Annotated in this window: 19 protein-coding genes and 1 pseudogene; 8 read left to right on the top strand and 12 right to left on the bottom strand. The window is 72.4% G+C overall.

All coding sequences use genetic code 11. The annotated features are described in order from the left end of the window. The first annotated feature begins 8 nt into the window (after nucleotides 1-8). The gene (locus tag ACIQE0_RS15655) at nucleotides 9-917 is read left to right on the top strand and encodes a PE-PPE domain-containing protein (protein WP_402332219.1); all 909 of its coding nucleotides are present in this window, start codon (nucleotides 9-11) and stop codon (nucleotides 915-917) included. A gap of 13 nt (nucleotides 918-930) precedes the next feature. Here the strand turns inward: ACIQE0_RS15655 and ACIQE0_RS15650 are convergent, their stop codons facing one another. The 3 genes from ACIQE0_RS15650 to ACIQE0_RS15640 form a co-directional block, all read right to left on the bottom strand. Next, nucleotides 931-1,596, bottom strand: a complete 666-nt coding sequence (locus ACIQE0_RS15650) for a TetR/AcrR family transcriptional regulator (RefSeq protein ID WP_402332216.1) — start codon at nucleotides 1,594-1,596, stop codon at nucleotides 931-933. 99 nt (nucleotides 1,597-1,695) lie between these two features. Beyond that, nucleotides 1,696-1,854: a hypothetical protein gene (locus ACIQE0_RS15645; protein ID WP_402332213.1), complete on the bottom strand. Its 159-nt coding sequence runs from the start codon at nucleotides 1,852-1,854 to the stop codon at nucleotides 1,696-1,698. A gap of 77 nt (nucleotides 1,855-1,931) precedes the next feature. Further along, complete coding sequence (locus tag ACIQE0_RS15640) at nucleotides 1,932-2,243, bottom strand: hypothetical protein (RefSeq protein ID WP_366328659.1); 312 nt, start codon at nucleotides 2,241-2,243, stop codon at nucleotides 1,932-1,934. Nucleotides 2,244-2,530: 287 nt separating this feature from the next. Between ACIQE0_RS15640 and ACIQE0_RS15635 the strand changes: the two genes are divergently transcribed. Beyond that, nucleotides 2,531-2,965, top strand: a complete 435-nt coding sequence (locus tag ACIQE0_RS15635) for a heme-binding protein (protein WP_366328661.1) — start codon at nucleotides 2,531-2,533, stop codon at nucleotides 2,963-2,965. A gap of 149 nt (nucleotides 2,966-3,114) precedes the next feature. Here ACIQE0_RS15635 and ACIQE0_RS15630 read toward each other — a convergent pair whose 3' ends face one another. From ACIQE0_RS15630 to ACIQE0_RS15615, 4 genes are all read right to left on the bottom strand, one after another. Beyond that, entirely contained in the window at nucleotides 3,115-3,819 is a 705-nt protein-coding gene (locus tag ACIQE0_RS15630; RefSeq protein WP_402332209.1) for a hypothetical protein, read from the bottom strand. Between the two features lie 166 nt (nucleotides 3,820-3,985). Continuing rightward, nucleotides 3,986-4,762 carry a methyltransferase domain-containing protein gene (locus ACIQE0_RS15625; RefSeq protein ID WP_402332206.1) on the bottom strand — a complete coding sequence of 259 codons (777 nt, stop codon included), beginning with the start codon at nucleotides 4,760-4,762 and terminating at the stop codon, nucleotides 3,986-3,988. An 82-nt stretch (nucleotides 4,763-4,844) separates the two neighbouring features. Beyond that, nucleotides 4,845-5,540, bottom strand: coding sequence for a ScbR family autoregulator-binding transcription factor (locus ACIQE0_RS15620; protein WP_366328667.1), 696 nt, complete (start codon nucleotides 5,538-5,540; stop codon nucleotides 4,845-4,847). 353 nt (nucleotides 5,541-5,893) lie between these two features. Further along, nucleotides 5,894-6,520 carry a ScbR family autoregulator-binding transcription factor gene (locus ACIQE0_RS15615; RefSeq protein WP_366328669.1) on the bottom strand — a complete coding sequence of 209 codons (627 nt, stop codon included), beginning with the start codon at nucleotides 6,518-6,520 and terminating at the stop codon, nucleotides 5,894-5,896. Between the two features lie 593 nt (nucleotides 6,521-7,113). On the opposite strand from ACIQE0_RS15615, the gene ACIQE0_RS15610 reads away from it, so the two are divergent. Next, nucleotides 7,114-7,824, top strand: coding sequence for an SDR family NAD(P)-dependent oxidoreductase (locus ACIQE0_RS15610; RefSeq protein ID WP_402332202.1), 711 nt, complete (start codon nucleotides 7,114-7,116; stop codon nucleotides 7,822-7,824). Between the two features lie 48 nt (nucleotides 7,825-7,872). Further along, the gene (locus ACIQE0_RS15605; RefSeq protein ID WP_366328673.1) at nucleotides 7,873-9,246 is read left to right on the top strand and encodes an MFS transporter; all 1,374 of its coding nucleotides are present in this window, start codon (nucleotides 7,873-7,875) and stop codon (nucleotides 9,244-9,246) included. A gap of 233 nt (nucleotides 9,247-9,479) precedes the next feature. Here the strand turns inward: ACIQE0_RS15605 and ACIQE0_RS15600 are convergent, their stop codons facing one another. Next, the gene (locus ACIQE0_RS15600) at nucleotides 9,480-9,827 is read right to left on the bottom strand and encodes a DUF1330 domain-containing protein (protein ID WP_366328675.1); all 348 of its coding nucleotides are present in this window, start codon (nucleotides 9,825-9,827) and stop codon (nucleotides 9,480-9,482) included. Nucleotides 9,828-10,103: 276 nt separating this feature from the next. Here ACIQE0_RS15600 and ACIQE0_RS15595 point away from each other — a divergent pair, with 276 nt between their 5' ends. Both ACIQE0_RS15595 and ACIQE0_RS15590 read left to right on the top strand, forming a co-directional pair. Continuing rightward, nucleotides 10,104-10,301: an antitoxin gene (locus tag ACIQE0_RS15595; RefSeq protein ID WP_366328677.1), complete on the top strand. Its 198-nt coding sequence runs from the start codon at nucleotides 10,104-10,106 to the stop codon at nucleotides 10,299-10,301. 251 nt (nucleotides 10,302-10,552) lie between these two features. Continuing rightward, nucleotides 10,553-12,076, top strand: coding sequence for a chitinase (locus tag ACIQE0_RS15590; protein WP_402332197.1), 1,524 nt, complete (start codon nucleotides 10,553-10,555; stop codon nucleotides 12,074-12,076). 89 nt (nucleotides 12,077-12,165) lie between these two features. On the opposite strand, the pseudogene ACIQE0_RS15585 reads toward ACIQE0_RS15590, so the two are convergent. Beyond that, nucleotides 12,166-12,432 (bottom strand): annotated as a pseudogene (locus ACIQE0_RS15585) (phytanoyl-CoA dioxygenase); the annotation flags it as partial. A 341-nt stretch (nucleotides 12,433-12,773) separates the two neighbouring features. On the opposite strand from ACIQE0_RS15585, the gene ACIQE0_RS15580 reads away from it, so the two are divergent. Continuing rightward, the gene (locus ACIQE0_RS15580; protein WP_402332194.1) at nucleotides 12,774-14,300 is read left to right on the top strand and encodes a glycoside hydrolase family 3 protein; all 1,527 of its coding nucleotides are present in this window, start codon (nucleotides 12,774-12,776) and stop codon (nucleotides 14,298-14,300) included. A gap of 99 nt (nucleotides 14,301-14,399) precedes the next feature. On the opposite strand, the gene ACIQE0_RS15575 is transcribed toward ACIQE0_RS15580, so the two are convergent. From ACIQE0_RS15575 to ACIQE0_RS15565, 3 genes are read right to left on the bottom strand one after another with little or no spacing between them, the layout of a single operon-like run. Continuing rightward, nucleotides 14,400-14,936 (bottom strand): hypothetical protein, encoded by a 537-nt coding sequence (locus ACIQE0_RS15575; protein WP_402332191.1) that lies wholly within the window; start codon nucleotides 14,934-14,936, stop codon nucleotides 14,400-14,402. Then, nucleotides 14,933-16,804, bottom strand: a complete 1,872-nt coding sequence (locus ACIQE0_RS15570) for an NRAMP family divalent metal transporter (RefSeq protein WP_402332188.1) — start codon at nucleotides 16,802-16,804, stop codon at nucleotides 14,933-14,935. The genes ACIQE0_RS15575 and ACIQE0_RS15570 overlap by 4 nt, the downstream gene beginning before the upstream one ends. Beyond that, the gene (locus tag ACIQE0_RS15565; RefSeq protein WP_402332185.1) at nucleotides 16,801-18,135 is read right to left on the bottom strand and encodes a magnesium transporter MgtE N-terminal domain-containing protein; all 1,335 of its coding nucleotides are present in this window, start codon (nucleotides 18,133-18,135) and stop codon (nucleotides 16,801-16,803) included. The genes ACIQE0_RS15570 and ACIQE0_RS15565 overlap by 4 nt, the downstream gene beginning before the upstream one ends. Before the next feature lie 670 nt (nucleotides 18,136-18,805). On the opposite strand from ACIQE0_RS15565, the gene ACIQE0_RS15560 reads away from it, so the two are divergent. Beyond that, nucleotides 18,806-20,443: an ABC transporter permease gene (locus ACIQE0_RS15560; protein ID WP_402332294.1), complete on the top strand. Its 1,638-nt coding sequence runs from the start codon at nucleotides 18,806-18,808 to the stop codon at nucleotides 20,441-20,443. Nucleotides 20,444-20,466: the final 23 nt, after the last annotated feature.

The following is a 20,466-nucleotide window of genomic DNA, read 5'->3' as shown; positions in this document are numbered from 1 at the left end:
AGGTGCACATGCGCAGAGCACGATCGTTCCTCGCAATACTTGCCACCCTGCCCGTCCTGGGGCTGGGCGCGCCGCAAGCCGTCGCGGCCGCTCCGCAGGCGCAGCCCCGGGCCGACTGTCCGAGCGCCATGATCTTCGAGGTCGGCGGTCACCTCGACCGCGACGCGACCGTCTACGACCACAGCAACGCCGGCCTCCCTGAAGGCGTGTCCTTCACGAAGATCCACTACTCGGCGTCCATCGCCCCGTACCCCGGCGACACGGTGTCGCTGGACGACTCGGTGGCCGAGGGCATCGGCAAACTCGACGCGGCGGTCAAGGAGTTCCACGGCGCGTGCTCCGCCAGTCACCTCACCATCGCCGGCTACTCGCAGGGCGCGATCGTCGCCGGCGATGAGCTGGCCGCCCTCTCCGGCAGCAACGCCGTCCCGCACCACCAGATCAACGGTGTGCTCTACGGCGACCCCCGGCGTCCCGGTGCGAACGGCGGGCCGGGCGGCATCGAGACCAACCTGCCGACGATCCTGCCGGGCATGACCATGAAGGGGCCGCGCGGCTTCGGCGACCTCACGGTCAAGGAGATCTGCAACACCAACGACGGCATCTGCTACTCCGAGAACGTGCTCACGAACCTGGCGTGCTTCGCCAACGGTGTCGTCGGCTATCTCACCGGCGACCACGCCTACGACATCAACCCGCACGCCGTCTCCGGCGGCGGCGATCAGCTCAACCGCCAGACACCGAAGGTCCCGATCTGCGGGCCCGGCCTGCCGGTCCTCGGCAAGACGGCGCATGCGCTGTCCCACGGTGACCCGGCAGCGGGGCGGCAGCAGACGGCCGGATACCGCACACTGGTGAAGCCGCTGCTACCCGCCGGCCTGCGGGGCCAGTCGACCGGCTTCCCCTGGCTCCCGTGACGGGCTGACCGCTTCAGCCGAGGAGTCGTACCGCGAGGCGGACGAGTGGGTCCTCCAACGCGCACAGGCCCTGCGGATCGTCCGCGACCAGCCGCACCGTCACCAGGTGCGCGGCGGCCGCGACCAGGGCCTCGCAGTCGAAGCGCCGCTCGTCCGCACTCGCGTCCTCGGCCCCCGCCTGGAAGATCTCGGCGAGGGCGTCCGCGAACCGGCGCTGCCAGTCCATGCGGCGGGCCATCGCCTCGGGCCCGGCGGCGTAGACCTCGACGAGGAACAGCCGGGCAAAGGCGGACTGTTCGGTGAGGGTCTGCAAATAGAGGCGCAGCAGCCGGCGGAAGGTCTCCTCCGGGGCAGGCGCACCGGTGGCCTCCGGGGAGCCGTCCGGCGGCTGCCAGGCAGCCTCCAGCAGATCCGCCAACTGGTTCGTGGCGGCGTCCAGCGCCTGGACGAAGCAGTCCTCCTTGGAACGGAACTGCTGGTAGAACGTCTCCCGCGACACCCCGGCCCGCCGGATGATCTCGGCGACCGAGGTCCCCGCGTATCCCTTGTCCCGCATCGCCTCCGCGGTGGCGGTCAGCATCCGCGCCCGCTGCGATGCCACCACCTCCTGGCGGCTGAGGTGGTGTCGACCGCTGGGCAACGGCCCGGACCGCCCCGCGTTCCGCAAGGACTCAGCCACTCTCGCCTCCACGTAGCATCCCGATCGCACCCAAGGCACCGCCTGGCGGTCGCCTCGGCCGGCACCGACAGTGCCTCACCGGCGTCCTGTGTCGTTCCGTCAGCCCACATAGGTGAGCTGGACGAGGGTGATTTCGGTGTCGCCGATGAGGATGACCCCGGCGACATGGCTGCGGGCGATGGTCCGCATCATCCGGTCGTCGGCGCCGTAGCGCTCGGAATGGGCCAGCGGGTCGACCAACGCGTCCAGCAGCAGCACGGATAAATCCCTACGGGCCTCGTCGGGAAGGGCCTTGTAGGTGGCGTGGAGGGCGGGGTCGAGGTGGAGCCGGTACGTCACGCGGCGCCTCGTCCCCGGGAGTCCTTGTCGCCGGCGGCGGAGCGCAGTTCCTCGGTGGTGACGTCGAGCAGGCCTGCGCGGTAGGTGGCCGGCAGGTTCCCCGCGCCGCTCAGGGTGGTGCGCAGTTGCTCGACCCGCTCGCGGTCGGCCTCGAAGCTCTCGATGAACCTGACCCAGCGGTCCAGGAGGCCGGGCAGTTCACGGACATCGGTGAAGCCGATCTCCCGCAGGAACGTCGCCCGGAGTTCCGAGTGCGGAAGGGCGTGCGCGATGCCGTCGACGGTCCACGACCGACCGGAACTGCTCATCGGGTCCTCCTCACGACACTGCCGTCACGGATGCGTGCCCCCACCGTAGCGAACTCCCCGCGCCGATGGCCGATCGCCTCAAGCGCGTGGCCCGACGCGGCCGGCAGTGCGGCAAGGCAACACCGCGAACCCATCGGGCCACCGCGCAGGTTGGCCGGGTGAGCGCACGCCGAACGCCGCCGTTCACCACAACTCACCGCAGGCATCGGCAGTCAGGGACACGGGGCCCCGCCGTAGGGAGGCGGTTGCGTTGACCGCCAGGAGCCCTCGCCGCTAACTTCGCCTTCATGTCTGGTACTCCACGCCTTCCTGGGCTTGCGTTGGTCGAGGCGGACTGGTTGGTGCACACCGCGTTGGAGGTCGGCGCCGAGCGAGGATTCCCTCCGCTGGCGGTGGCCGTTGTCGACCTTGCCGGAGAGGTGATCGTGCTGCGGCGGGGCGATGGCGGTATGCCCATGACCAGCCGCATCGCCGTGGCCAAGGCGCGCACCGCACTGCGTGCGCTGCGACCCTCCGGCCTGATCAAGTTGCCCGGGGAGATCGTCGACAGCATCCAGCACCTCTACGGCGGCGACTTCGTCCCGCGGGCCGGCGGTGTTCTGATCACCGACGGTGAGTTGGTCCTCGGTGCCGCCGGCGCGTCCGGTGCCCTTGCTGTGGAAGACGAAGAGGCCGTGCAGACGGCGGTGCGGCGCTGGCAGGAGAGCCGTTCCGCCGGATAGCCCGGCAGTGCTGCGGGGTACCGGGCTGCCCACCCGGGAGGTTCGGGCCCTGGTGGCCAGGTCCGGCGGGTGCGGCGCCCCGCGTTGGCGGGGCGCGTTCGGGTGGGCGCCGCCTGGCATCGTCCGGTGGCGGCGCCTGCGCGCGGGAATCACAGGACGGCGTCGAGCAGTGAAGCGGTCCGGGTACTGGTGGCGGATCGGGTCGGTCTCCGCCTTCCAGTAGGGGTTGCGTTCCAGGGTGAGGCGCTGGTTCTGCCGGTGCTCGGTGATCCGGTACGGGCCGCTGGCGAACGGCCTGACGTCGTAACCGGTCCCGGTGTCCTTGGGCTCAGCGTCAGCAGCAACAGCAGCGTCGGAAAGGCCAGTAGGACGTTGCAGACGAAGGTGAAGGCGCGGTCGACGAGACCGCTGAGGTATCCCGCGGTGACGCCGACCACCACCCCGATGACGGCGCTCACGGCCGCCGAAGCGAACGCGATCACCAGCGAGGTCCGCATGCCGTAGAGCAGTTGGGCCAGTACGTCCCGGCCGAGCCCGGGTTCGATGCCGAACCAGTGCGCGGCGGACATCCCGCTGTTGGCCAGCACCGGCAGCCCTTCCGGGCTCAGCAGCCCGGGCTCGTTCTGCCCGTAGTGCTCGGTGGCGTTCTTCCCGTAGAGGGCGGTGAGCGCGGGTGCGGCGAGGGCCAGCAGCGCGAACAGACAGACAACTCCCAGTGCGACCAGGCTGATCGGGTCGCGACGCAACGCCCGCAGCGCCGCGGCGAGCGGGCCGCGCGGGGGCGCTGCGGACTCCGTGTCCGCCTCCGGCTCCGCCGCCGGCCGCGGTGCCGGCTTCGACTCCGGCTCCGTCACGGACTTCTGGCTCGGTGGTTCAACTGGCGATGGTGCTGCCATCTCGCTGTGCTCCCAGGTCACTTCGGCCGCCCCCCTTGAGGGGCGCCGATGCCACCGCACCCCCATTGGAGAGGTGTGTCACATCGGGCGGAGGGCGGAGGGCAGAGGGCGGAGGGCGGCGGCGTCACGCCTCGGCGACGACGATGTAGAACGTCACCGCCGCGAGGAAGGGTCCCCGCGTGAGGTGGTCCAGCCAGCGCTCGGCGGCCTCCTCGGTGAAGTAGCCGGCGGCGACCGCGCGCCGCGTGGTGCGTTCCAACCCGAGGAAGGTGTCCGCGATCTGGGCGTCACGGAAGACCGAGGTGACGGGGATGACCGCGGGCACCGTGAAACCGGCCCCGGCCGCCAGCCGGGGAAGCTGCCTGCCGATCGCCGCGTTGCGCACCACCTCGTCGGCGACATGGCGGGTGTAGGCGCGCGTCAGAGCGCCGTCCGGGTGGTCGATGGTCAGGGTCTCCCAGTCGGGCTCGCCCATGACGAGCCGACCGCCCGGCCGCAGGACCCGGCGGATCTCGCCCAGTGCCCGGCGGGGGTCGGCGACATGTTGCAGCACCCGGTCGGTGCGGGCCCGGTCCGCGGTGCGCTCGGGCAGCGCCAGGTCGTGGACGTCGCCCAGCCGGACGTCCACGACCGGCTGGTCGGCCATACGGGCGCGGGCCGCGTCGACCATGGCCGGTTCGCGATCGACCCCGATCACCGTCCCGGTCGCGGTGACGGCGGCGGCGAGGCGTCCGAGGTCCGTACCGGGTCCGCAGCCGAGGTCGAGCACCGTCTGCCCGGCACGGACGTCGAGTTCGTCGAGCATGCGCCGCTTGTAGGCGCGGCCGATGTCGCTCACGGCCAGCCGGTCGAGGTAGTCGATCGGGTCGGGCCGGTCCGTGGTGAACGCGGAGGACGTCATGCGCGCCAGTGAACCACCGGGGAAGGGCCGCCGTCCCGGATTCGGCGGCCCGCGCGCTCAAATGGCGCTGCCCGCCTTCCCGTTACCCGGCCAGGCGGTGGACGACGGGGAGGATGGTGACCTGCGCGGACTGGCTGCGCTGACGGGCCTCCCAGACCTCGCGTCCGCGGTGCGGTCTGGTGTCCAGCAGGGGGATGATGCCGCTGATGGCGAGCGTGGGCAGCCATGAGGCGTACATGTGCGCCGTCCATCGTTCGATGTTGGCGTGGCTGTCGTCCAGCGCCGGGCCGAGCGCCGCGATCCCGGCCCACGCCTGGGCGACCAGTCGGCCGAAATCCTCCACGTTGATACCGGGGAGCAACTCCTTCCGGCCGCGGGCGGCAGTGAGTTGGGCGGTGGTGTGCTGGATCCACGCCGCCCAGGGGGTCCGCAGGCTCTGCTGCACGGCGGGCTCCATGGACAGGCGCAGTGCCGCGCGCAGCAGCGTGTCCCGAGGTAAGCGGTGGGCGATGACCATGCCGGTGTCGATCCACTCCTGGAGCTTCAACTCCTGGGGCTCGACGGCCCAGGAGACACCGGGCTGGGTTTCGTCGAGCACGCCCTGCACCAGTGCGTCTTTGTTCTCGAAGTGGTAGTAGATGCCCCCTTTGGTGAGTTGCGACTTGCTGGCGATCTCTTCGATGGAAGCCGAGTAGCCGCGTTCGTCGAACGCGGCGGCGGCCGCTTCGAGGACCTGCCGACGGGTCTTGCGCGCACGGTCTTGTTTGAGCTGTGTCATCCGGTGTGGCTTCCTTCGTGCTCGTCGGCAGGTTCCCCGTTGGCGGTGCCCTGCGAGCCGGTACGGCCCGAACCAGAGCAGTTGAACAATGAATTTACCCAACCCTGACGCGCTCGTAGCAATAACGGAGCAAGAGAGGGTGCGAAACTGCCCAATTCCGACCGGGACGCATACGGAGTTGCGCTACGGGGTTTCGACGTAGCGTAAGTGACGTTTACAGGCAGGTGAATTGATGCGGTCGGGTAGCGAACGCACTGGCGCCGCCCGAGGGTTGAAAACCAGTCACCGCTTCCGGGGGCGGCATCCCCGGCCGCAGACGGACGCGGCGGCGGGCGCGACTGCCGGCGCGGGCGTCACTCGCCGGCGCGGAGTCGCAGGCGCGGCAGGACGTGCGGGGCCGCGATGGTCGGGAGGGTGTGCTCGAAGAACACCGCCAACTGGTGTTGCAGCCCCGCCCAGGTGTGGCGCTCCGAGCTGACGTCGGCGAGCAGTTGGATGCCGGCGAACGCGCCGACGTACATCTCGGCGACCTGGTGCAGGCGCTCGGGGGTGTTGACCGCCGGCAGCAGCTCGTGCCGCCGGCCGGCCTCGATCAGCAGCGCCTCGACGTACTCCGTCCACAGGGTCATCGCCTGCTTGCGGTCGAGCTGGTTGGAGCCCTCCTCCAGGGTGAGGCGGGCCGCGGCGCGCTGCACCGGGTCGCTCTGCAACCCCGCAACCAGGCGTTGGCCCTTCAGGACGAGTTCGCGGAGCTTGATGTCCTGGGGCTCGACGGCGATGTCACCGACGTGCTGCTGGAGCAGTGCGTCGGCGATCTCCTGCTTGGACCTGTAGTGGTGGTAGAGCGCGCCCTTGGTGACTCCCGCCGCCGTCAGGATGTGGTCGATGGTCGCGCCGTCGTAGCCGTGCTCGAAGAAGACCTGGGCGGCCGCTTCGATGATCCTGCTCTTGGTCCGCTTCGAGCGCTCCTGCTCCCGCACCGCCGGCCTCCCTCCGCTCCGCTCGTCGCGCTGTGTGACGCGACGCAGACAAACAGCCACGTTCCCGCTTCGCGGGAAAGCCGGAAAAATACCGGCTGGTGCAAATCGTATCCAGCCACCGGCATCTCTGGCGAACAGGGATGCGAGAGAGGCTGGAACCAGCGCGACGATCCAGGGTCCGGCCCCGCCTCAGCCCGGCCCGCCGGGGGCCGGAGGCCGAGGACGAAGGCCGAGGGCGACGGGCTGATCGCGTGGGGAGTCCGGCACCGGGAGCGGGCCGCGACCCGGCCGGCGATGCCGTCGGGGAGCCCGGCCCGGAAGCCCACCTCTCGCCCGCCCGGCACCCCGCCCCCTCCCCCGCGTCCCGCGCACAACCGGCCCCGCGACCCAACCGGCGAAGTTGGCCTGAAAGTATCTACCGTGGCCGCCGCCGATGCGCTGCCGTCCCGCACCGCCACGCCTCCGCAGGGCGACGGAGCGTCAGGACGGTCAGCAGTCATGGACACCCGGCACCACGAGCGGCCCCTCGCCAGACAACCGGCGATGCCTGCCGACCGCACCACGACCCCCTATCCACACCAAGGAGTGCACCCATGTCGCGAACCGTTCTGGTGACCGGTGGGAACCGAGGCATCGGCAAGGCCATAGCCGAACGCCTGCTGAAGGACGGCGACAGGGTCGCCGTCACCTACCGCAAGGAGGACCCGCGGATACCGGGCGCCTACGCCGTCCCCTGCGATGTGACCGACAGTCAGCAGGTGGACGCGGCCTTCGACGCGGTGGAGCAGGAGCTCGGCCCGGTCGAGGTCCTGGTCGCCAACGCCGGTACCACCAGTGACAACCTGCTGCTCGATATGACCGACGAGCAGTTCCGCCACGTCATGGACACCAATGTGTTCGGGGTGTTCGCGGCGGCCCGCCGGGCCCACAAGACCATGCCGGCCGGCGGCTCGATCATCGTGATCTCCTCGGCCATGGCCCCCTACGGCGGCTACGGCCAGGCCAACTACGCGGCCTCCAAAGGCGCGCTGGTCTCCCTCACCAGGTCGCTGATGCGGGAGTTCGCCGCCCGCGAGATCCGGGCCAACGCCGTGATGCCCGGCCCGATCCACACCGACATGTTCTACGAGCTCAGCGAGGAGCAGCGCACGGCCCTGGTCGCGATGGTGCCGCTCGGCCGCGCCGGAACGCCGGAGGAGGTCGCCGGCGCGGTCGCCTTCCTCCGGTCCTCGGACGCAAGCTTCGTCAACGGCACGGTACTCACCGTCGACGGCGGCGCCCTGGGCGGCATCGCGGCTCCCTGAGGCCGCGGCCGGCGCTCACCCGCGCGCCGGCGGGGAAGGCTCTGCGGCATGACGACCTCCACTGGCGAACCCCGCCCGGCGACGGCCCGGAGCGCTCCCGCGCCCCGCGCCCTGGCCGCCGGCGCGGTCGGCAACTTCATCGAGTGGTACGAGTTCGGCGTCTACGCCTACTTCGCCACCGTCATCGCGGCCGACTTCTTCACTCCGCACGCCGGCGGAGCCGCGGAGGCACTCGTCAGGACGTATGCGTCCTTCGCGGTGGCCTTCTTCTTCCGGCCCGTCGGCGCCTTCGTCCTGGGCCGGGCCGGCGACCGCTTCGGCCGCCGGCCGGTGCTGCTGGCGTCGGTGGCGACCATGAGCGGCGCCACCGCGCTGATCGGCGTGCTGCCCACCTACGCCACGGTGGGCGCCGCCGCGCCCTGGCTGCTGACGGCGCTGCGGATCGTGCAGGGGCTGTCGGCCGGCGGGGAGTTCGGCGGTGCGGTGTCCCTGATGACGGAGAGTGCGCCGCCCGGCAAGCGGGGGCGGTACGGTGCCTGGCAGTCCCTCACCGTGGCGTTCGGACTGCTCGGGGGCGCGGGCGCGGCGACCCTGGTGACGGCCGCGCTGTCGGAGGCGCAGGTCGCGGCGTGGGGATGGCGGTTGCCGTTCCTGGCGGCCCTGCCGATGGGCGCGGTCGCGCTGTGGCTGCGCCTGCGACTGGCGGAGTCCCCGGAGTTCCACCGCTCACAGCAGTCGCGGGCGGCGGCCGGCCCCGCATCCGGCGCCCCGGGCGAGGGCGCTGCCCGGGCTCCGGTGACGCCCGGGCAGACGGCGTTCGCGATCCTCGTCGGATGCGGACGCCTCATGGCATGGGCGGCCGCCGGCTACACCTTCCTCGTGGTCCTGCCGTCCTACTTGCAGAACACGGTGGGTACGAGCCCCCAACAGGCGCTGCTGACCACCGTCGTGGCCAACCTGGGGTTCGCCGCCACGATCCTGCCGGCCGGTGCGCTCAGTGACCGGGTGGGCCGGCGGACGGTGATGCTCACCGGGGCGGTCCTCATCGCGGTGTCGGCACTGCCCCTGCTCCATGTGGTGCAGGACCGGGGGTCCCCGGCGTGGCTGGCGTACGGCGCGGTGGCGTTCGCGGGGGCCCTGGTGGGCCTGTTGGCCGGCCCGGGTCCGGCGATGCTGGCCGAGATGTTTCCCACGGCGGTGCGCTACACCGGCCTCGGCGTGGCCTACGCACTGGCGAACGCGGTCTTCTCCGGGTGTGCGGGCCTGCTCATCACCGAGTTGGTCCACCGCACCGGCGAACCGGACGTCCCCGCCTACTACCTGGTGGTCACCTGCGGCCTGGGGGCCCTCGCCCTGGCGACCTTGCGGGGCGACGACCACCGCGGAACGCTGCACGACCAGAGCGCGACAGGGCGGTCATGAGGGCCGGCCAACTCGGCTGAAAAGAGGGGCAGTTCGCAGGCCACCGTGCCGGACTCCGGCCATGACGATCCGACATCCGCGCCCCCTGCGCCCCGGAGACCGCATGGCCGTCACCTCCCCTTCGAGTGGCGTCGGCCCGGGGAGGTGGGCGCGCCCGGAAGTGGCGATCGCGTCGGTCCGGGCACACGGCCACGAAGTGGTGGTGGGCCGCTGCATGGACGCGACCGGGCACCTCACTCGGCGGGCAGCGCCTCCCGCACGGCCTGTGCCGTGGTGTTCGGGTCGTAGTCGTCGGGCACACCGCCGACCAGGATGATGTCGCCGTCGATGTGCCGTGCGCGCAGCGGTGCGATCTCCTGGTAGGCGGGCGAGTCCCACCAGTCCCGCGCATCGGCGAGGGTGGGGAAGCCGATCACCACGAGGTCTCCGGGCCAACTCCCCTCCTTCACCTCGTGCTGCGTGCCGTGGACGAGGAAACGGCCGCCGTAGGGCGCGAAGGTGGCGGTGATCCGCTCGATGTACGCGACGATCTCCGGGTGCGGGGTGGCGTTTCGGAGATGGGCTATGGCGTAGGCGGGCATGGCGCGTCCTTCCGGTCGATCGGGTCTTCGTGCGTCGGCGTTCCCGGCGCGTCGGTGTGCTCCGTACGCCGGCGTGCTCCGTACGTCGACGATCCTGGCAGGGCGGGTGGTCGGGGGCGATTACCCGGCGGGTAATCGGGGCCGTGCTGCGGGAGCCGGCCGGGCGCCGGCGGGGTGGGGCTGCGCGGGCCGGGTTGTCCGAGATCGCGGTGGCTGCCCCGTTCCGCATGGGATCATGTTCCTCACCAGGCAATTCATCGAAGGAGACGGGCCGGGATGTTTGACGCGCTGAAGAACCTCAAGGAGAAGGCCGAGGAGATCGCCGAGGCACACGGCGACAAGATCTCCGACGGGCTGGAGAAGGTCGGCGGGTTCCTCGACGACAAGACCGACCACAAGCACAGCGACAAGATCGACACCGCGGTCGACAAGGCCCAGGACCTCGTCGGGAAGCTGGGCGAGAAGAAGTCCTGACACACGGTCGGACGACCGGTCCGGGCACCGCACCGCGTCGGGGCCCGGATCGCGGGCGCGCCGAAAGGGCCGGGCGTGGTCCAGCGCGCCGCGCGGGGGCTGGGCAGGGCCGCGGCGAACCGCCTCACGAATTGGTCTAGTCCTGCCTTGGTCCAGTCCATTGACATGCCCCTGACCTCAGGGTTATCCCAGAGTCAATACCGCTGTGCACAAAGGGAGTTGGCGGTAAACCTCCTAGACCTGGGACCGATATGAGACGCAGGCGCTCGTTCCGCGCAGTACTCACCGCTACCGTCACCGCTGTGGCCACGGCGGGTCTGACCGCCCTCGGCGGTGGCGCCGCCCACGCGGCGACCCCGCTCCCGAGCCATGTCTTCGCGCCCTACTTCGAGTCGTGGACGGGCGAGAGTCCGGCCGCGCTGTCCGCGCAGTCCGGTGCCAAGCATCTGACGATGGCCTTCCTCCAGACCGAGAACAAGGGCTCCTGCACCGCCTATTGGAACGGCAGCACCGATACACCGGTCTCCGCGGCCTCGTTCGGCAGCGACATCAAGACGATCCAGGGCAAGGGCGGTGATGTCATCCCCTCCTTCGGTGGTTACACCGCGGACACCACCGGCACCGAGATCGCCGACAGCTGTACCGACGTGCAGAAGATCGCCGACGTGTACGAGAAGGTGATCACCACCTACGACGTGTCGCGGCTCGACATGGACATCGAGGGCGATTCGCTGGACGACTCCGCCGCGGTCGATCGGCGGAACAAGGCCATCAAGCTGGTCCAGGACTGGGCGGCGGCCAACGGCCGCGCGGTGGAGATCTCCTACACCCTGCCGACGACGACGCAGGGCCTCACCGACAGCGGAGTGGCCCTGCTCCAGAACGCGGTGCGCAACGGCGCGCGGGTGGACGTCGCCAACATCATGACGTTCGACTACTACGACAACGCCAGTCACCACATGGCCGACGACACCCAGACCGCCGCCCAGGGGCTGTACAACCAGCTCAAGCCGCTCTACCCGGGCAAGACCGCCGCCCAGTTGTGGGCGATGGTCGGCATCATCGAGATGCCTGGCGTCGACGACTTCGGCCCGGCCGAGACGTTCACCCTCGACAACGCCACCCAGGTCTACAACTGGGCGGTCTCCAAGGGCATCAACACCCTGTCGTTCTGGGCCCTCCAGCGGGACAACGGCAGTTGCCCCGGCGGCGCCTCGGCCGACAACTGCTCCAGCATCCCGCAGAACACCTGGGACTTCACCCATATCTTCGCGCCGTTCACCGGCGGCGGCACCGCACCGGCCAACGACTTCTCGGTGACCGCCGCGCCCGCCACCGGCTCGGTGACCGCGGGCGGCAAGGCCACCGCCACGGTGCGGACCGCGGTCACGGCCGGCGCGGCGCAGAAGGTGGATCTCACGGTCGGCGGCGCCCCCACGGGCGTCACCGCCTCGCTCAGCCCCACCTCGGTGACGGCGGGCGACTCCTCGACGCTGACCGTCTCCACGACCTCGGCGGCCGTCAACGGCACCTATCACCTGAGCCTCACCGGGACGAGTCCCTCCGGCAGCCACACCGCGGACTACGCCCTGACCGTCACCGGCGGGAGCGGCAACCAGTGCACGGCCGCGCCGTGGTCCAGCGGCGCGGTCTACACCGGCGGCCAGCAGGTCTCGCACAAGGGGCACACCTGGAAGGCGAAGTGGTGGACGACGGGCGAGGAGCCCGGCACCACCGGCCAGGAGGGTGTCTGGCAGGACCTCGGGGCCTGCTGACGCACGCCGCTCACCACCGCCTACGCAGGTGCAGCCGCACGCCCTCGGGCGTGCGGCTGCACCTGCGTACAGGGGGGTGATCACGCGCTCCAGGTGTCGGGGCGGGTCGGGTCGAGTGCCTGGAACTCCCAGGCGAAGTCCAGCAGGCGCCGGGCGGCGGCGGCCGGGATCGCCTCCTTGACCACGACGTGGCCGTAGGTCTGCCGGAAGGCGAAGTCCGCTTCGGACAGCACCCGCAGTTCGCGGGTCTTGCGCAGTTCCCGCAGCGGGGTGCGCGCCCGGTAGGTCTCGCCGTCCGCGCTGAAGTACGGGACGGGCGAGGGGGATCGGTACAGGTGGTCGTCGGTCGCCGGCATGCAGCGCTCCAGGGTTCGCGGGGTGCGGTGACGGTGCGGACGCCTCTCGGGCGGGTCGGTCCGCCGCCCGGGCAGGGGCGGATCCGGTCCCGTGGTCGGCGCCGCGCACGCAGTCCGCGCGCGCCGGCGTGCCGCACCGTCGCGAGGAGCGCGGTCGCGGCCGTGGAGCGGCGAGGCGGCCGTCCCGCCGCTCGCCGTGCGGCGACGCGGCGCATCCGCGCCCCCGGGGCGAGGGCCGGGCGACGGATCCCTTGACATCGCGGATTGGCCTAGGCCAATATCCGCTGGTCTGTACCAACCAACCCTGATCGATGCCTCGCCCCAACCGGAAGGCCCCGTCGATGTCCTCCACCACGCACAGCAAGGAGTTGCGACGTCTCGCGCTCTCCGTCCTCCAGCCGGGCTTCGTGGGCACCGAGGCACCGGACTGGGTCCTGCGCGCCATCGGTGACGGCCTGTCATCCGTGGTGCTCTTCGCCCGCAACATCGTCTCGGCCGAACAGGTCGCCCGGCTGACCTCTCAACTACGCGCGGAGAACCCGTCGTTGATCATCGCGATCGACGAGGAGGCCGGCGACGTCACCCGGCTCGAATCCGCGACCGGCGCCACCCGCCCCGGCAACTTCGCCCTCGGCACCGTGGACGACGTCGAACTGACCGAAGCGGTCGCCCACGACCTCGGGCGCCAACTGCGCGCCGCCGGGGTGAGCCTGGACTACGCGCCCAGCGTCGACGTCAACTCCAACCCGGACAACCCCATCATCGGCGTCCGGTCGTTCGGCGCCGACCCCGCGCGCGTCGCCCGGCACGCCACCGCATGGGTCCAGGGCCTGCAATCGGCCGGTGTGGCCGCCTGCGCCAAGCACTTCCCCGGGCACGGGGACGTCGCCGTCGACTCCCACCACGGCCTCCCCAGCTACGACGCGAGCCCCGACGAGATCGCCGCGCAGGCACTGCCGCCCTTCCGGGCCGCGGTGGCGGCGGGCGTGGGCGCGGTGATGAGCGGCCACCTCCTGGTGCCCGCCTACGACCCGGACCTGCCGGCCACCCTCAGCCCCCGCATCCTGGGCGACCTGCTCCGCAAGGAACTCGGCTTCGACGGCCTGATCGTCACCGACGCCATCGAGATGGGCGCCGTCGCGGACCGCTACGGACTCGGCGGCGCCACGGTCCGGGCCGTCGCCGCCGGCGCCGACGCGGTCTGCGTCGGCGGGGAGAACGCCGAGGAGGCCACCACCGCCCTCCTCGTCGAGGCGCTCACCGGCGCCGCGTCCCGCGGGGAACTCACCGCGGAGCGCCTCGCGGAGGCCGCCGACCGCGTCCGGACGTTCGCCGACTGGTCCCACCAGCTGGGCCGCACCCTCCCGGTGGATCCCGTCCACGGCGACATCGGCTTCGTCGCCGCCCGCCGCGCGCTCCGGCTGCGCGGCGCGGTGGACACCGCCCTCCCGCTGACCGCTCCCCCGCACGTGGTGGAGCTGGTGCCCTCGACCAACCTCGCCATCGGCAACGAGACCCCCTGGGGCGTCGCCGCCCCGCTGCGCGAGCGGCTGCCCGGCACCACCTTCGTCCGCCTGCCGCACCGGCAACTCGCCGACCGTCCGGCTGTCCTGCCCGACCACGCCCTGGCCCCCGCCGCCGGACGGCCGCTGGTGGTCGTCGTCCGGGACGCCGCCCGGCACGCGTGGATGGGCCGCGCCCTCGCCGACCTCACCGCGGCCCGTCCGGACGCGATCGTGGTCGAGATGGGCCTGCCGGGCGACTCCCTTCCCGGAGCGGTCCAGATCTTCACGCACGGTGCCACCGCCGCCTCCGGCGTCGCCGCCGCGGAGGCGCTGGCCGGCGGGCCCGCGGGCCGCGCCGCCTGAAGTCCCCTACGGACGGCGCCCGGTCGTCGAGGCGGCGGGGACGGAGCCGGCGGCGGTGCGGCCGGAGATCCGCCGGCGGCCCGGCGCCCGTTCACCGGCTCAGGCGTGCCGGCGGTGCGCGGCGTCGGCGAGCAGCCGGACGCAGTCCGGCGGCAGGTCCAGGTGATGGCTGACCCAGGCGGCGTCCCGGCCGTGGTCGAGCAGGATCCATGCCGTGTGCAGTTGTTCCAGGTCGGGAGCGTCGGGTGCGTCGAGCAGGGGCCGGAGTTCCTGGAGGGGGAAGCCTTCGAGGGCTTCGGTCTCGAACCACCCTTCAGGCCCGGCCCGCGGAGGCGCGGGGTGCCGGACCCCGTGGGCGGGGGTGTGTTGTCGGTTCCACAGTGCCCGGAACAGCACGAGTACCACGACGACGGTGCCGACGAGCGCGCCGCTGAGGGCGGTGTGCACCGGGCCCGGTGCCAGGCGCAGCACGGTGATCACGGCCGCCCCGCCGACGATGACGATCAGCGCGGCGGTGAGCTCGGGGCTCCAACGGCGCCGTGCGGGCCGCTGGTTCGGCGGGACCGGCGCGGGCCGCCGCTCCGCGGCGGGGCTGTCGTCGCGGTGGCGGAGGCGGAGTACGGGCATCTCGCTCATCCGATCTGGATCGCCTTGACCAGCAGCAGCAGGACGGCGATCACCAGGTAGCCGCGGAGCAGGCCCATGCCGAGTTTCAGCCCCGCGGACCAGGCGACCGGTTCGAGGAGGGCGAGCGGCGGCATCCGCCAACTCTCCCGTTCGGCACGGGAGAGCGCCGCGGCAGGCGGCCGGCGGGTGCGGGCCAGGCGTAGCCAGACGGCGGCGCCGAGCAGTCCGACGACGAGGCCGCCGCCGACCCACAGACCGACCTCGATGGCGTTCAGGGTCGGGAAGAGGGTGGTGGCGACGAGGATGCCGGAGAGCGCCAGCAGCACCGCGATGATCAGGGAGGCCACGGCGTTGAGCCAGCGCGGGTTGGTCCAGGGGCCCAGTACGGCGCGGTCGTTGCACAGGAGCAGCAGGAAGGTGCTGGCGGAGGGCAGCAGCAGTCCGGCCAGGGCCTGGACGGCGGTGGTGATGAGTCCGAGGGGGGCGCCGGGCAGGAGCACCACGGTGGCGGCCACCAGGACCATGCCGGTGTAGCTGGCGTAGAACGGCTTGGCCTCGCGGAAGCTGCGGTGCAGGGAGTGGCTGCGGTTGAAGACGTCGCCGAAGGCGTAGCTGGTGGCCAGCGTGACCGCGGCCGCGCCGATGATCGAGGCGTCCAGCAGGACGACGGCGAAGAGCGCCCCCAGGACCCGGCTGTGGTCGCCCAGGGCGTCGGCGACGCCGAGTGCGTCGGTGAAGTGGCCGGCCGCGGGGGTGCCGCGGACCGCGAAGTCGGCGACGAGGACGATCGCGATGGCGCCGCCGACCACGAGGAGGGAGCCCAGGACGGTGTCGGCGCGCTCATGGCCGATGAACCGCGGGGTGATCCGCTTGTCGATGATGTTGGACTGCTGGAAGAACAGCTGCCAGGGCGCCACGGTGGTGCCGACGATCGCGATGATCAGCAGCACCGCGAGCGGGGTGACGCCGCCTTGGACGCCGGGCACCACCAGGTGGTAGGCGGCCGCCCCGTAGCGCGGATGCGAGAGCAGGGCCAGGGGTATCAGCAGCAGGCTGACGGTGATGAGGACCAGCATCGCCCGTTCCCAGCGGCGGAAGCTCCCGGTCGCCGTGATCGCCACCAGCAGACCGGCGGAGACCGGCACGGCGACGTACTTGCTGATGCCGAAGTAGCCCAGGGCGAGCGAGATCCCGATGAACTCGGTGACAAGGGTGAGGACGTTGAGCACGAAGAGGTCGGCGACGCTGAACCAGCCCCAGAACCGGCCGAACCGCTCCATGATCAGCCGGGCGTGCCCGACCCCGGTGACGGCGCCGAGCCGCACCACCATCTCCTGGTTGACGATCAGCACGGGGACGAGCAGCAGCAGCACCCACAGCAGGCTGTAGCCGTGGTTCTGGCCGGCCTGCGCGTAGGTGGCGACGCCGCCCGCGTCGTTGTCGCCGACCATCACCACGAGCCCGGGGCCGACGATCGCCAGGAACGTCAGCAGGCGCCGTTTCAGGCTGCGGCCGACGACCGCGTCGTCGCCGCGGATGCTTCCCAGGGCGCCTTCGATGTCGCGGTCGCCGGTGGTCCGTGCGCCGTGCGCGGTGGCGCGGACCGCGGCCGGGCGCGGCCGTCGGTCGGCGTCGGCCCTGGTCCTGGCCGGTGGCGGGCGGGTCCCGGGCGCGGGGCCGGGGGCGGCGCGCGGGGGCGCCGTGGGGCGCGGGTGCGGGTCGCGGGGCGGTGCGGAGGGGTGGGTGCCGCGTTCGGGCGGCGGGGTCTGCCGCTCCTGGGGCAGGGGCGGCTCGGGCGTCCGGTGCGCGCCAGTCCGCGGGGCCGGTGCCGCGGCGCGCGAGGGCCGCTCGGGCCGCCGCCGCTCGCCGCCCGTCACGGCCGGTCCCCCTGGTGGGGCGCGATCGCGGTCCGGTGCACGGCCGGCGCCGGCGCCAGGTCCCGGCGCCGCCAGTCCTCCGGCAGCATCGCCGCCAGCACGTCGTCGACGGTGATCAGGCCCAGGAGGACCTCGTCCTCGTCCACGACGGGCAGGGTGGTCAGGTTGTAGTCGGTCATCAGCAGCACGACGTCCACCAGGTCGGTGTCGGGCCGCACCCGGACCGGATCCGGCTCGCTCACCTCGCCCAACTCGGCCTCCGGATCGGCCTGGAGGAGCTCCACCAGGCGCACCGCGGCCACCAGCCGCCCCTCGTCATCCGTGGCGTAGGCACTGGTCAGGGCCTCGGACTGGAGGTGGCGGGAGTTCCGCACCGCCGTCACGGCCGCGGCGACGCGGCTCTGCGCGGACAGGGTCAGGAAGTCCATCCCCATCAGCCCGCCCGCGGTGTCGGGATGGAACCCCAGCAGGGTCATCACCTTGGTGCGCTGCGCCGTCGGCAGCAGGTCCAGTACGCGGCGGCGACGGGGTTGCGGCAGGTCTTCCAGCGCGTCGGCGGCGTCGTCGGCGCACATCCGGCCGAGCACCGCGGCGATGTCCTGGTCGCTGCGGGTGCCCAGGAGCCGGGTGGCCCGCTCCTCGTCCAGCTCCTCGAAGACGTCCGCCTCCAGTTCCGGGTCCTGGTGGACACGGCCGAGGATCTCGTTCTCCTCGTCCTTGGAGGCGTCTTCGAGCAGATCGGCGATCTCCGCGGGGCGCAGGCCGCGGATCCGTGCCGTCGGGCGGCGGACGAGGACGCTGCCGCGGTGGCCGATCAGCGGCTCGAAGCCCTTCCAGTCCCGGCAGCGGTCCCCGCGGGGGTGGCCGCCGAGGGGACGCAGCAGGCCGCGGGGGCGACGGGTGTCGAGGCCGGAGAGCAGCCAACGGCCGTCGCGGGGGGCCAGTTCCACGTCCGAGGCCCGCACCAGCCGCGCCTTGGCCACGTCGATCAGCCGGTGGCCGAGCACATCGGCGCGCAGCAGCACCTCCCCCTCGCGCCGCCGGAACGGCCGCAGGTCCAACTTGGCGCTCTCCAGCAGCACCTGGCCTCCCCCGTCGAACGACCTCAGCTGCTCGACGGGGACGAACAGGTCACGGCGCCCGACCCGGACCACCAGCCCGGTGACCTCCGGGTAGTCCGTGCCGCGCAGCCGCACGATGACGTCCGCCAGCCGCCCGAGCGTGCGCCCCTGCCGGTCGGCCACGGGGCGCCGCACCAGTGCGGAGAGGTGCAGCACGGACGGCCGCCGGTCGGCGGGCGGCGGTGTGGAGATGAGGGGGCTGACGGCCATTGCTCTGCCCTGCCCGGGGTGTGCGGATCGGGGCGGCGTCGCCGCCGCGTGAGCGGCTGCGCGCCGGGGCACCTGCCCGCTGTCGCGCACGAGGCAGGCGCGTCGCGCGCAGGGCGTTTCCTCGGGGACGGAGCGGGTCCGCGCGCCGTCGCCGTCCCGTCGCGCCCTGCCCCTCCATCTTGCGAGGTGTCCGGCCCCGGCGCGACACCTCCCGGCACCGGCGCCCCGCGGCGCGCACGGAGCGGCGTCCCGCGGCGACGCCCCGCGTCTATTTGCATAAGAATGCAACAAGCGGCAGACTTTGCGCGGTTCCGCGGCACACGCGCGACACCAGGACCCAGGAAGGGAGACGGCCGTGAGCGACGACCCGCACCGTCCCGGCCGCCTTCCGGGCGGCGACTGAACTCCCGCTTCCTCCCCCTTCCTTCTCCTTCCCGTCTTCTCTGTCCGCCCTGCCGGCGCCGGCGTTCCCGGACCCGCGCCCCGACCGTTCCGTCGTGACCCGGCTGTGTCATCGTCGGTCCGCAGACCGCCGTGTTCCGGGGGGTGTCCCGTGACGTTTCCGCCGTTCTCCGCCGTGTCCCGCGCGCCGCTGCCCGCCCGGGTGGCCGGGCGGTTGGTCCGCCTGCCCTGGGTGGACGCCGCGGTGGCCGCCGCGGTGCTGGTGGGGATGTATCTGCTGCTGCGGGCGGGCGGGGGCACACCGGTGTCGTTCGACCCGTCCCATGTCGTCGCGGTGGACACCGACCCCGCCGAGCTGCCGTACTACGCGGCGCGGAGCCTGGCCCGGATGTTCGCCGCGCTGGCGGCCGCCGTCACCTTCGCCGTGGGCTACGCCTACGCCGCGGCCCGCAGCCGGCGGCTGGAGCGGGTGCTGATCCCCGCGTTGGACATCCTCCAGTCGGTGCCGGTGCTCGGCTTCCTCACGGTGGCGGTGGCCGGCTTCGTCTCGCTCTTCCCCGGCTCGCCCCTGGGCCTGGAGTGCGCCTCGGTCTTCGCGATCTTCACCTCGCAGGCCTGGAACATGGCCTTCGGCTTCTACCACTCGCTGATCACGCTGCCGCGCGAGCTGGACGAGGTGTCCCGTTCGCTGCGCTTCACCCGCTGGATGCGGTTCTGGCGGATCGAGCTGCCGGCCGGCGCGATCGGCCTGGTGTGGAACGGCATGATGAGCTTCGGCGGCGGCTGGTTCTTCCTGGTCGCGTCCGAGGCCATCAGCGTCGCCGGCCGCACCTACGCACTGCCCGGCGTGGGCTCGTTCGCCGGCACCGCCATCGCCGACGGGGACCTGGGCAAGGTCGGCTGGGCGGTGGCCGCCATGGCCGTCATGGTCATCGGGGTCAACTTCGTCTTCTGGCGCCCCCTGACGGCCTGGGCCGAGCGGTTCAAGAACGAGCAGTCCGAGGCCACCGACGTCCACCGCTCGCTGGTGCTGGACTTCCTGCGCCGCTCGCCCTGGCCGCGCCGGTGGGGCCGACTGCTGCGCCCGGTGGGCGAGTTGCTGGGCCGGGCCGGGCGGCTGCTGGGCACCGACGACCCGCCGCTGGCGGTCGGCCGGGCCCGCCGGCGCACCGGCGACCTGGTCTTCACGGCGGTGGCCGGCGGGCTGGTCGCCTGGGGCCTGGCCGACCTGCTGGGCTACCTCCACCACCGCACCGGACTCGGCGTGTTCGCCGAACCGCTGCTGCTGGGGCTGGCCACGCTCGCCCGCGTGGTGCTGCTGGTCGCGGTGGCCACGGTGGTGTGGGTGCCGATCGGCGTGCGGATCGGCTTCTCGCCGCGGCTGGCCCGGATCGCCCAGCCGCTGGTCCAACTGCTGGCGAGCTTCCCCGCCAACTTCCTCTTCCCGCTGGCCACCTGGGCCTTCCTGCGCACCGGACTGTCCCTGAACGTCGGCGGCGTCCTGCTGATGGCGCTGGGCGCCCAGTGGTACATCCTCTTCAACACCATCGCGGGGGCCGCCGCCATCCCCGCCGACCTGCGCGAGGCGATGGACGACCTCGGCGTCCGCGGCTGGCAGCGCTGGCGCCGCCTGATCCTCCCCGGGATCTTCCCGGCGTACGTCACCGGTGCGGTCACCGCCTCCGGCGGCGCCTGGAACGCCTCCATCGTCTCCGAGGTCGTCACCTTCGGCAGCACCTCGCTCTCCGCCACCGGCCTGGGCGCCTACATCTCCCGGGCGACCGCCGAGGGCAACTACCCGCATCTGCTCGCCGGGGTCGCGGTGATGGCCGGCTATGTCCTCGCCCTCAACCGGCTGCTGTGGCGCAGGCTCTACCGTCTCGCCGAGACCCGCTACGCACTCTGACCCCCACCGACGAAAGGAGCCGC

The organism is Streptomyces sp. NPDC093097, assembly GCF_044754325.1.
GTDB lineage: Bacteria > Actinomycetota > Actinomycetes > Streptomycetales > Streptomycetaceae > Streptomyces.
The sequence above is the reverse complement of the archived record's forward strand: the minus strand, read 5'-3'. Positions and strand labels throughout refer to the sequence as shown.

Coding starts and splice junctions, on each gene's coding strand:
- ACIQE0_RS15655 (WP_402332219.1), top strand. CDS start 9: ATGCGCAGAGCACGATCGTTCCTCGCAATACTTGCCACCCTGCCCGTC.
- ACIQE0_RS15640 (WP_366328659.1), bottom strand. CDS start 2,243: ATGAGCAGTTCCGGTCGGTCGTGGACCGTCGACGGCATCGCGCACGCC.
- ACIQE0_RS15635 (WP_366328661.1), top strand. CDS start 2,531: ATGTCTGGTACTCCACGCCTTCCTGGGCTTGCGTTGGTCGAGGCGGAC.
- ACIQE0_RS15625 (WP_402332206.1), bottom strand. CDS start 4,762: ATGACGTCCTCCGCGTTCACCACGGACCGGCCCGACCCGATCGACTAC.
- ACIQE0_RS15620 (WP_366328667.1), bottom strand. CDS start 5,540: ATGACACAGCTCAAACAAGACCGTGCGCGCAAGACCCGTCGGCAGGTC.
- ACIQE0_RS15610 (WP_402332202.1), top strand. CDS start 7,114: ATGTCGCGAACCGTTCTGGTGACCGGTGGGAACCGAGGCATCGGCAAG.
- ACIQE0_RS15605 (WP_366328673.1), top strand. CDS start 7,873: ATGACGACCTCCACTGGCGAACCCCGCCCGGCGACGGCCCGGAGCGCT.
- ACIQE0_RS15600 (WP_366328675.1), bottom strand. CDS start 9,827: ATGCCCGCCTACGCCATAGCCCATCTCCGAAACGCCACCCCGCACCCG.
- ACIQE0_RS15595 (WP_366328677.1), top strand. CDS start 10,104: ATGTTTGACGCGCTGAAGAACCTCAAGGAGAAGGCCGAGGAGATCGCC.
- ACIQE0_RS15590 (WP_402332197.1), top strand. CDS start 10,553: ATGAGACGCAGGCGCTCGTTCCGCGCAGTACTCACCGCTACCGTCACC.
- ACIQE0_RS15580 (WP_402332194.1), top strand. CDS start 12,774: ATGTCCTCCACCACGCACAGCAAGGAGTTGCGACGTCTCGCGCTCTCC.
- ACIQE0_RS15575 (WP_402332191.1), bottom strand. CDS start 14,936: ATGAGCGAGATGCCCGTACTCCGCCTCCGCCACCGCGACGACAGCCCC.
- ACIQE0_RS15565 (WP_402332185.1), bottom strand. CDS start 18,135: ATGGCCGTCAGCCCCCTCATCTCCACACCGCCGCCCGCCGACCGGCGG.
- ACIQE0_RS15560 (WP_402332294.1), top strand. CDS start 18,806: ATGTATCTGCTGCTGCGGGCGGGCGGGGGCACACCGGTGTCGTTCGAC.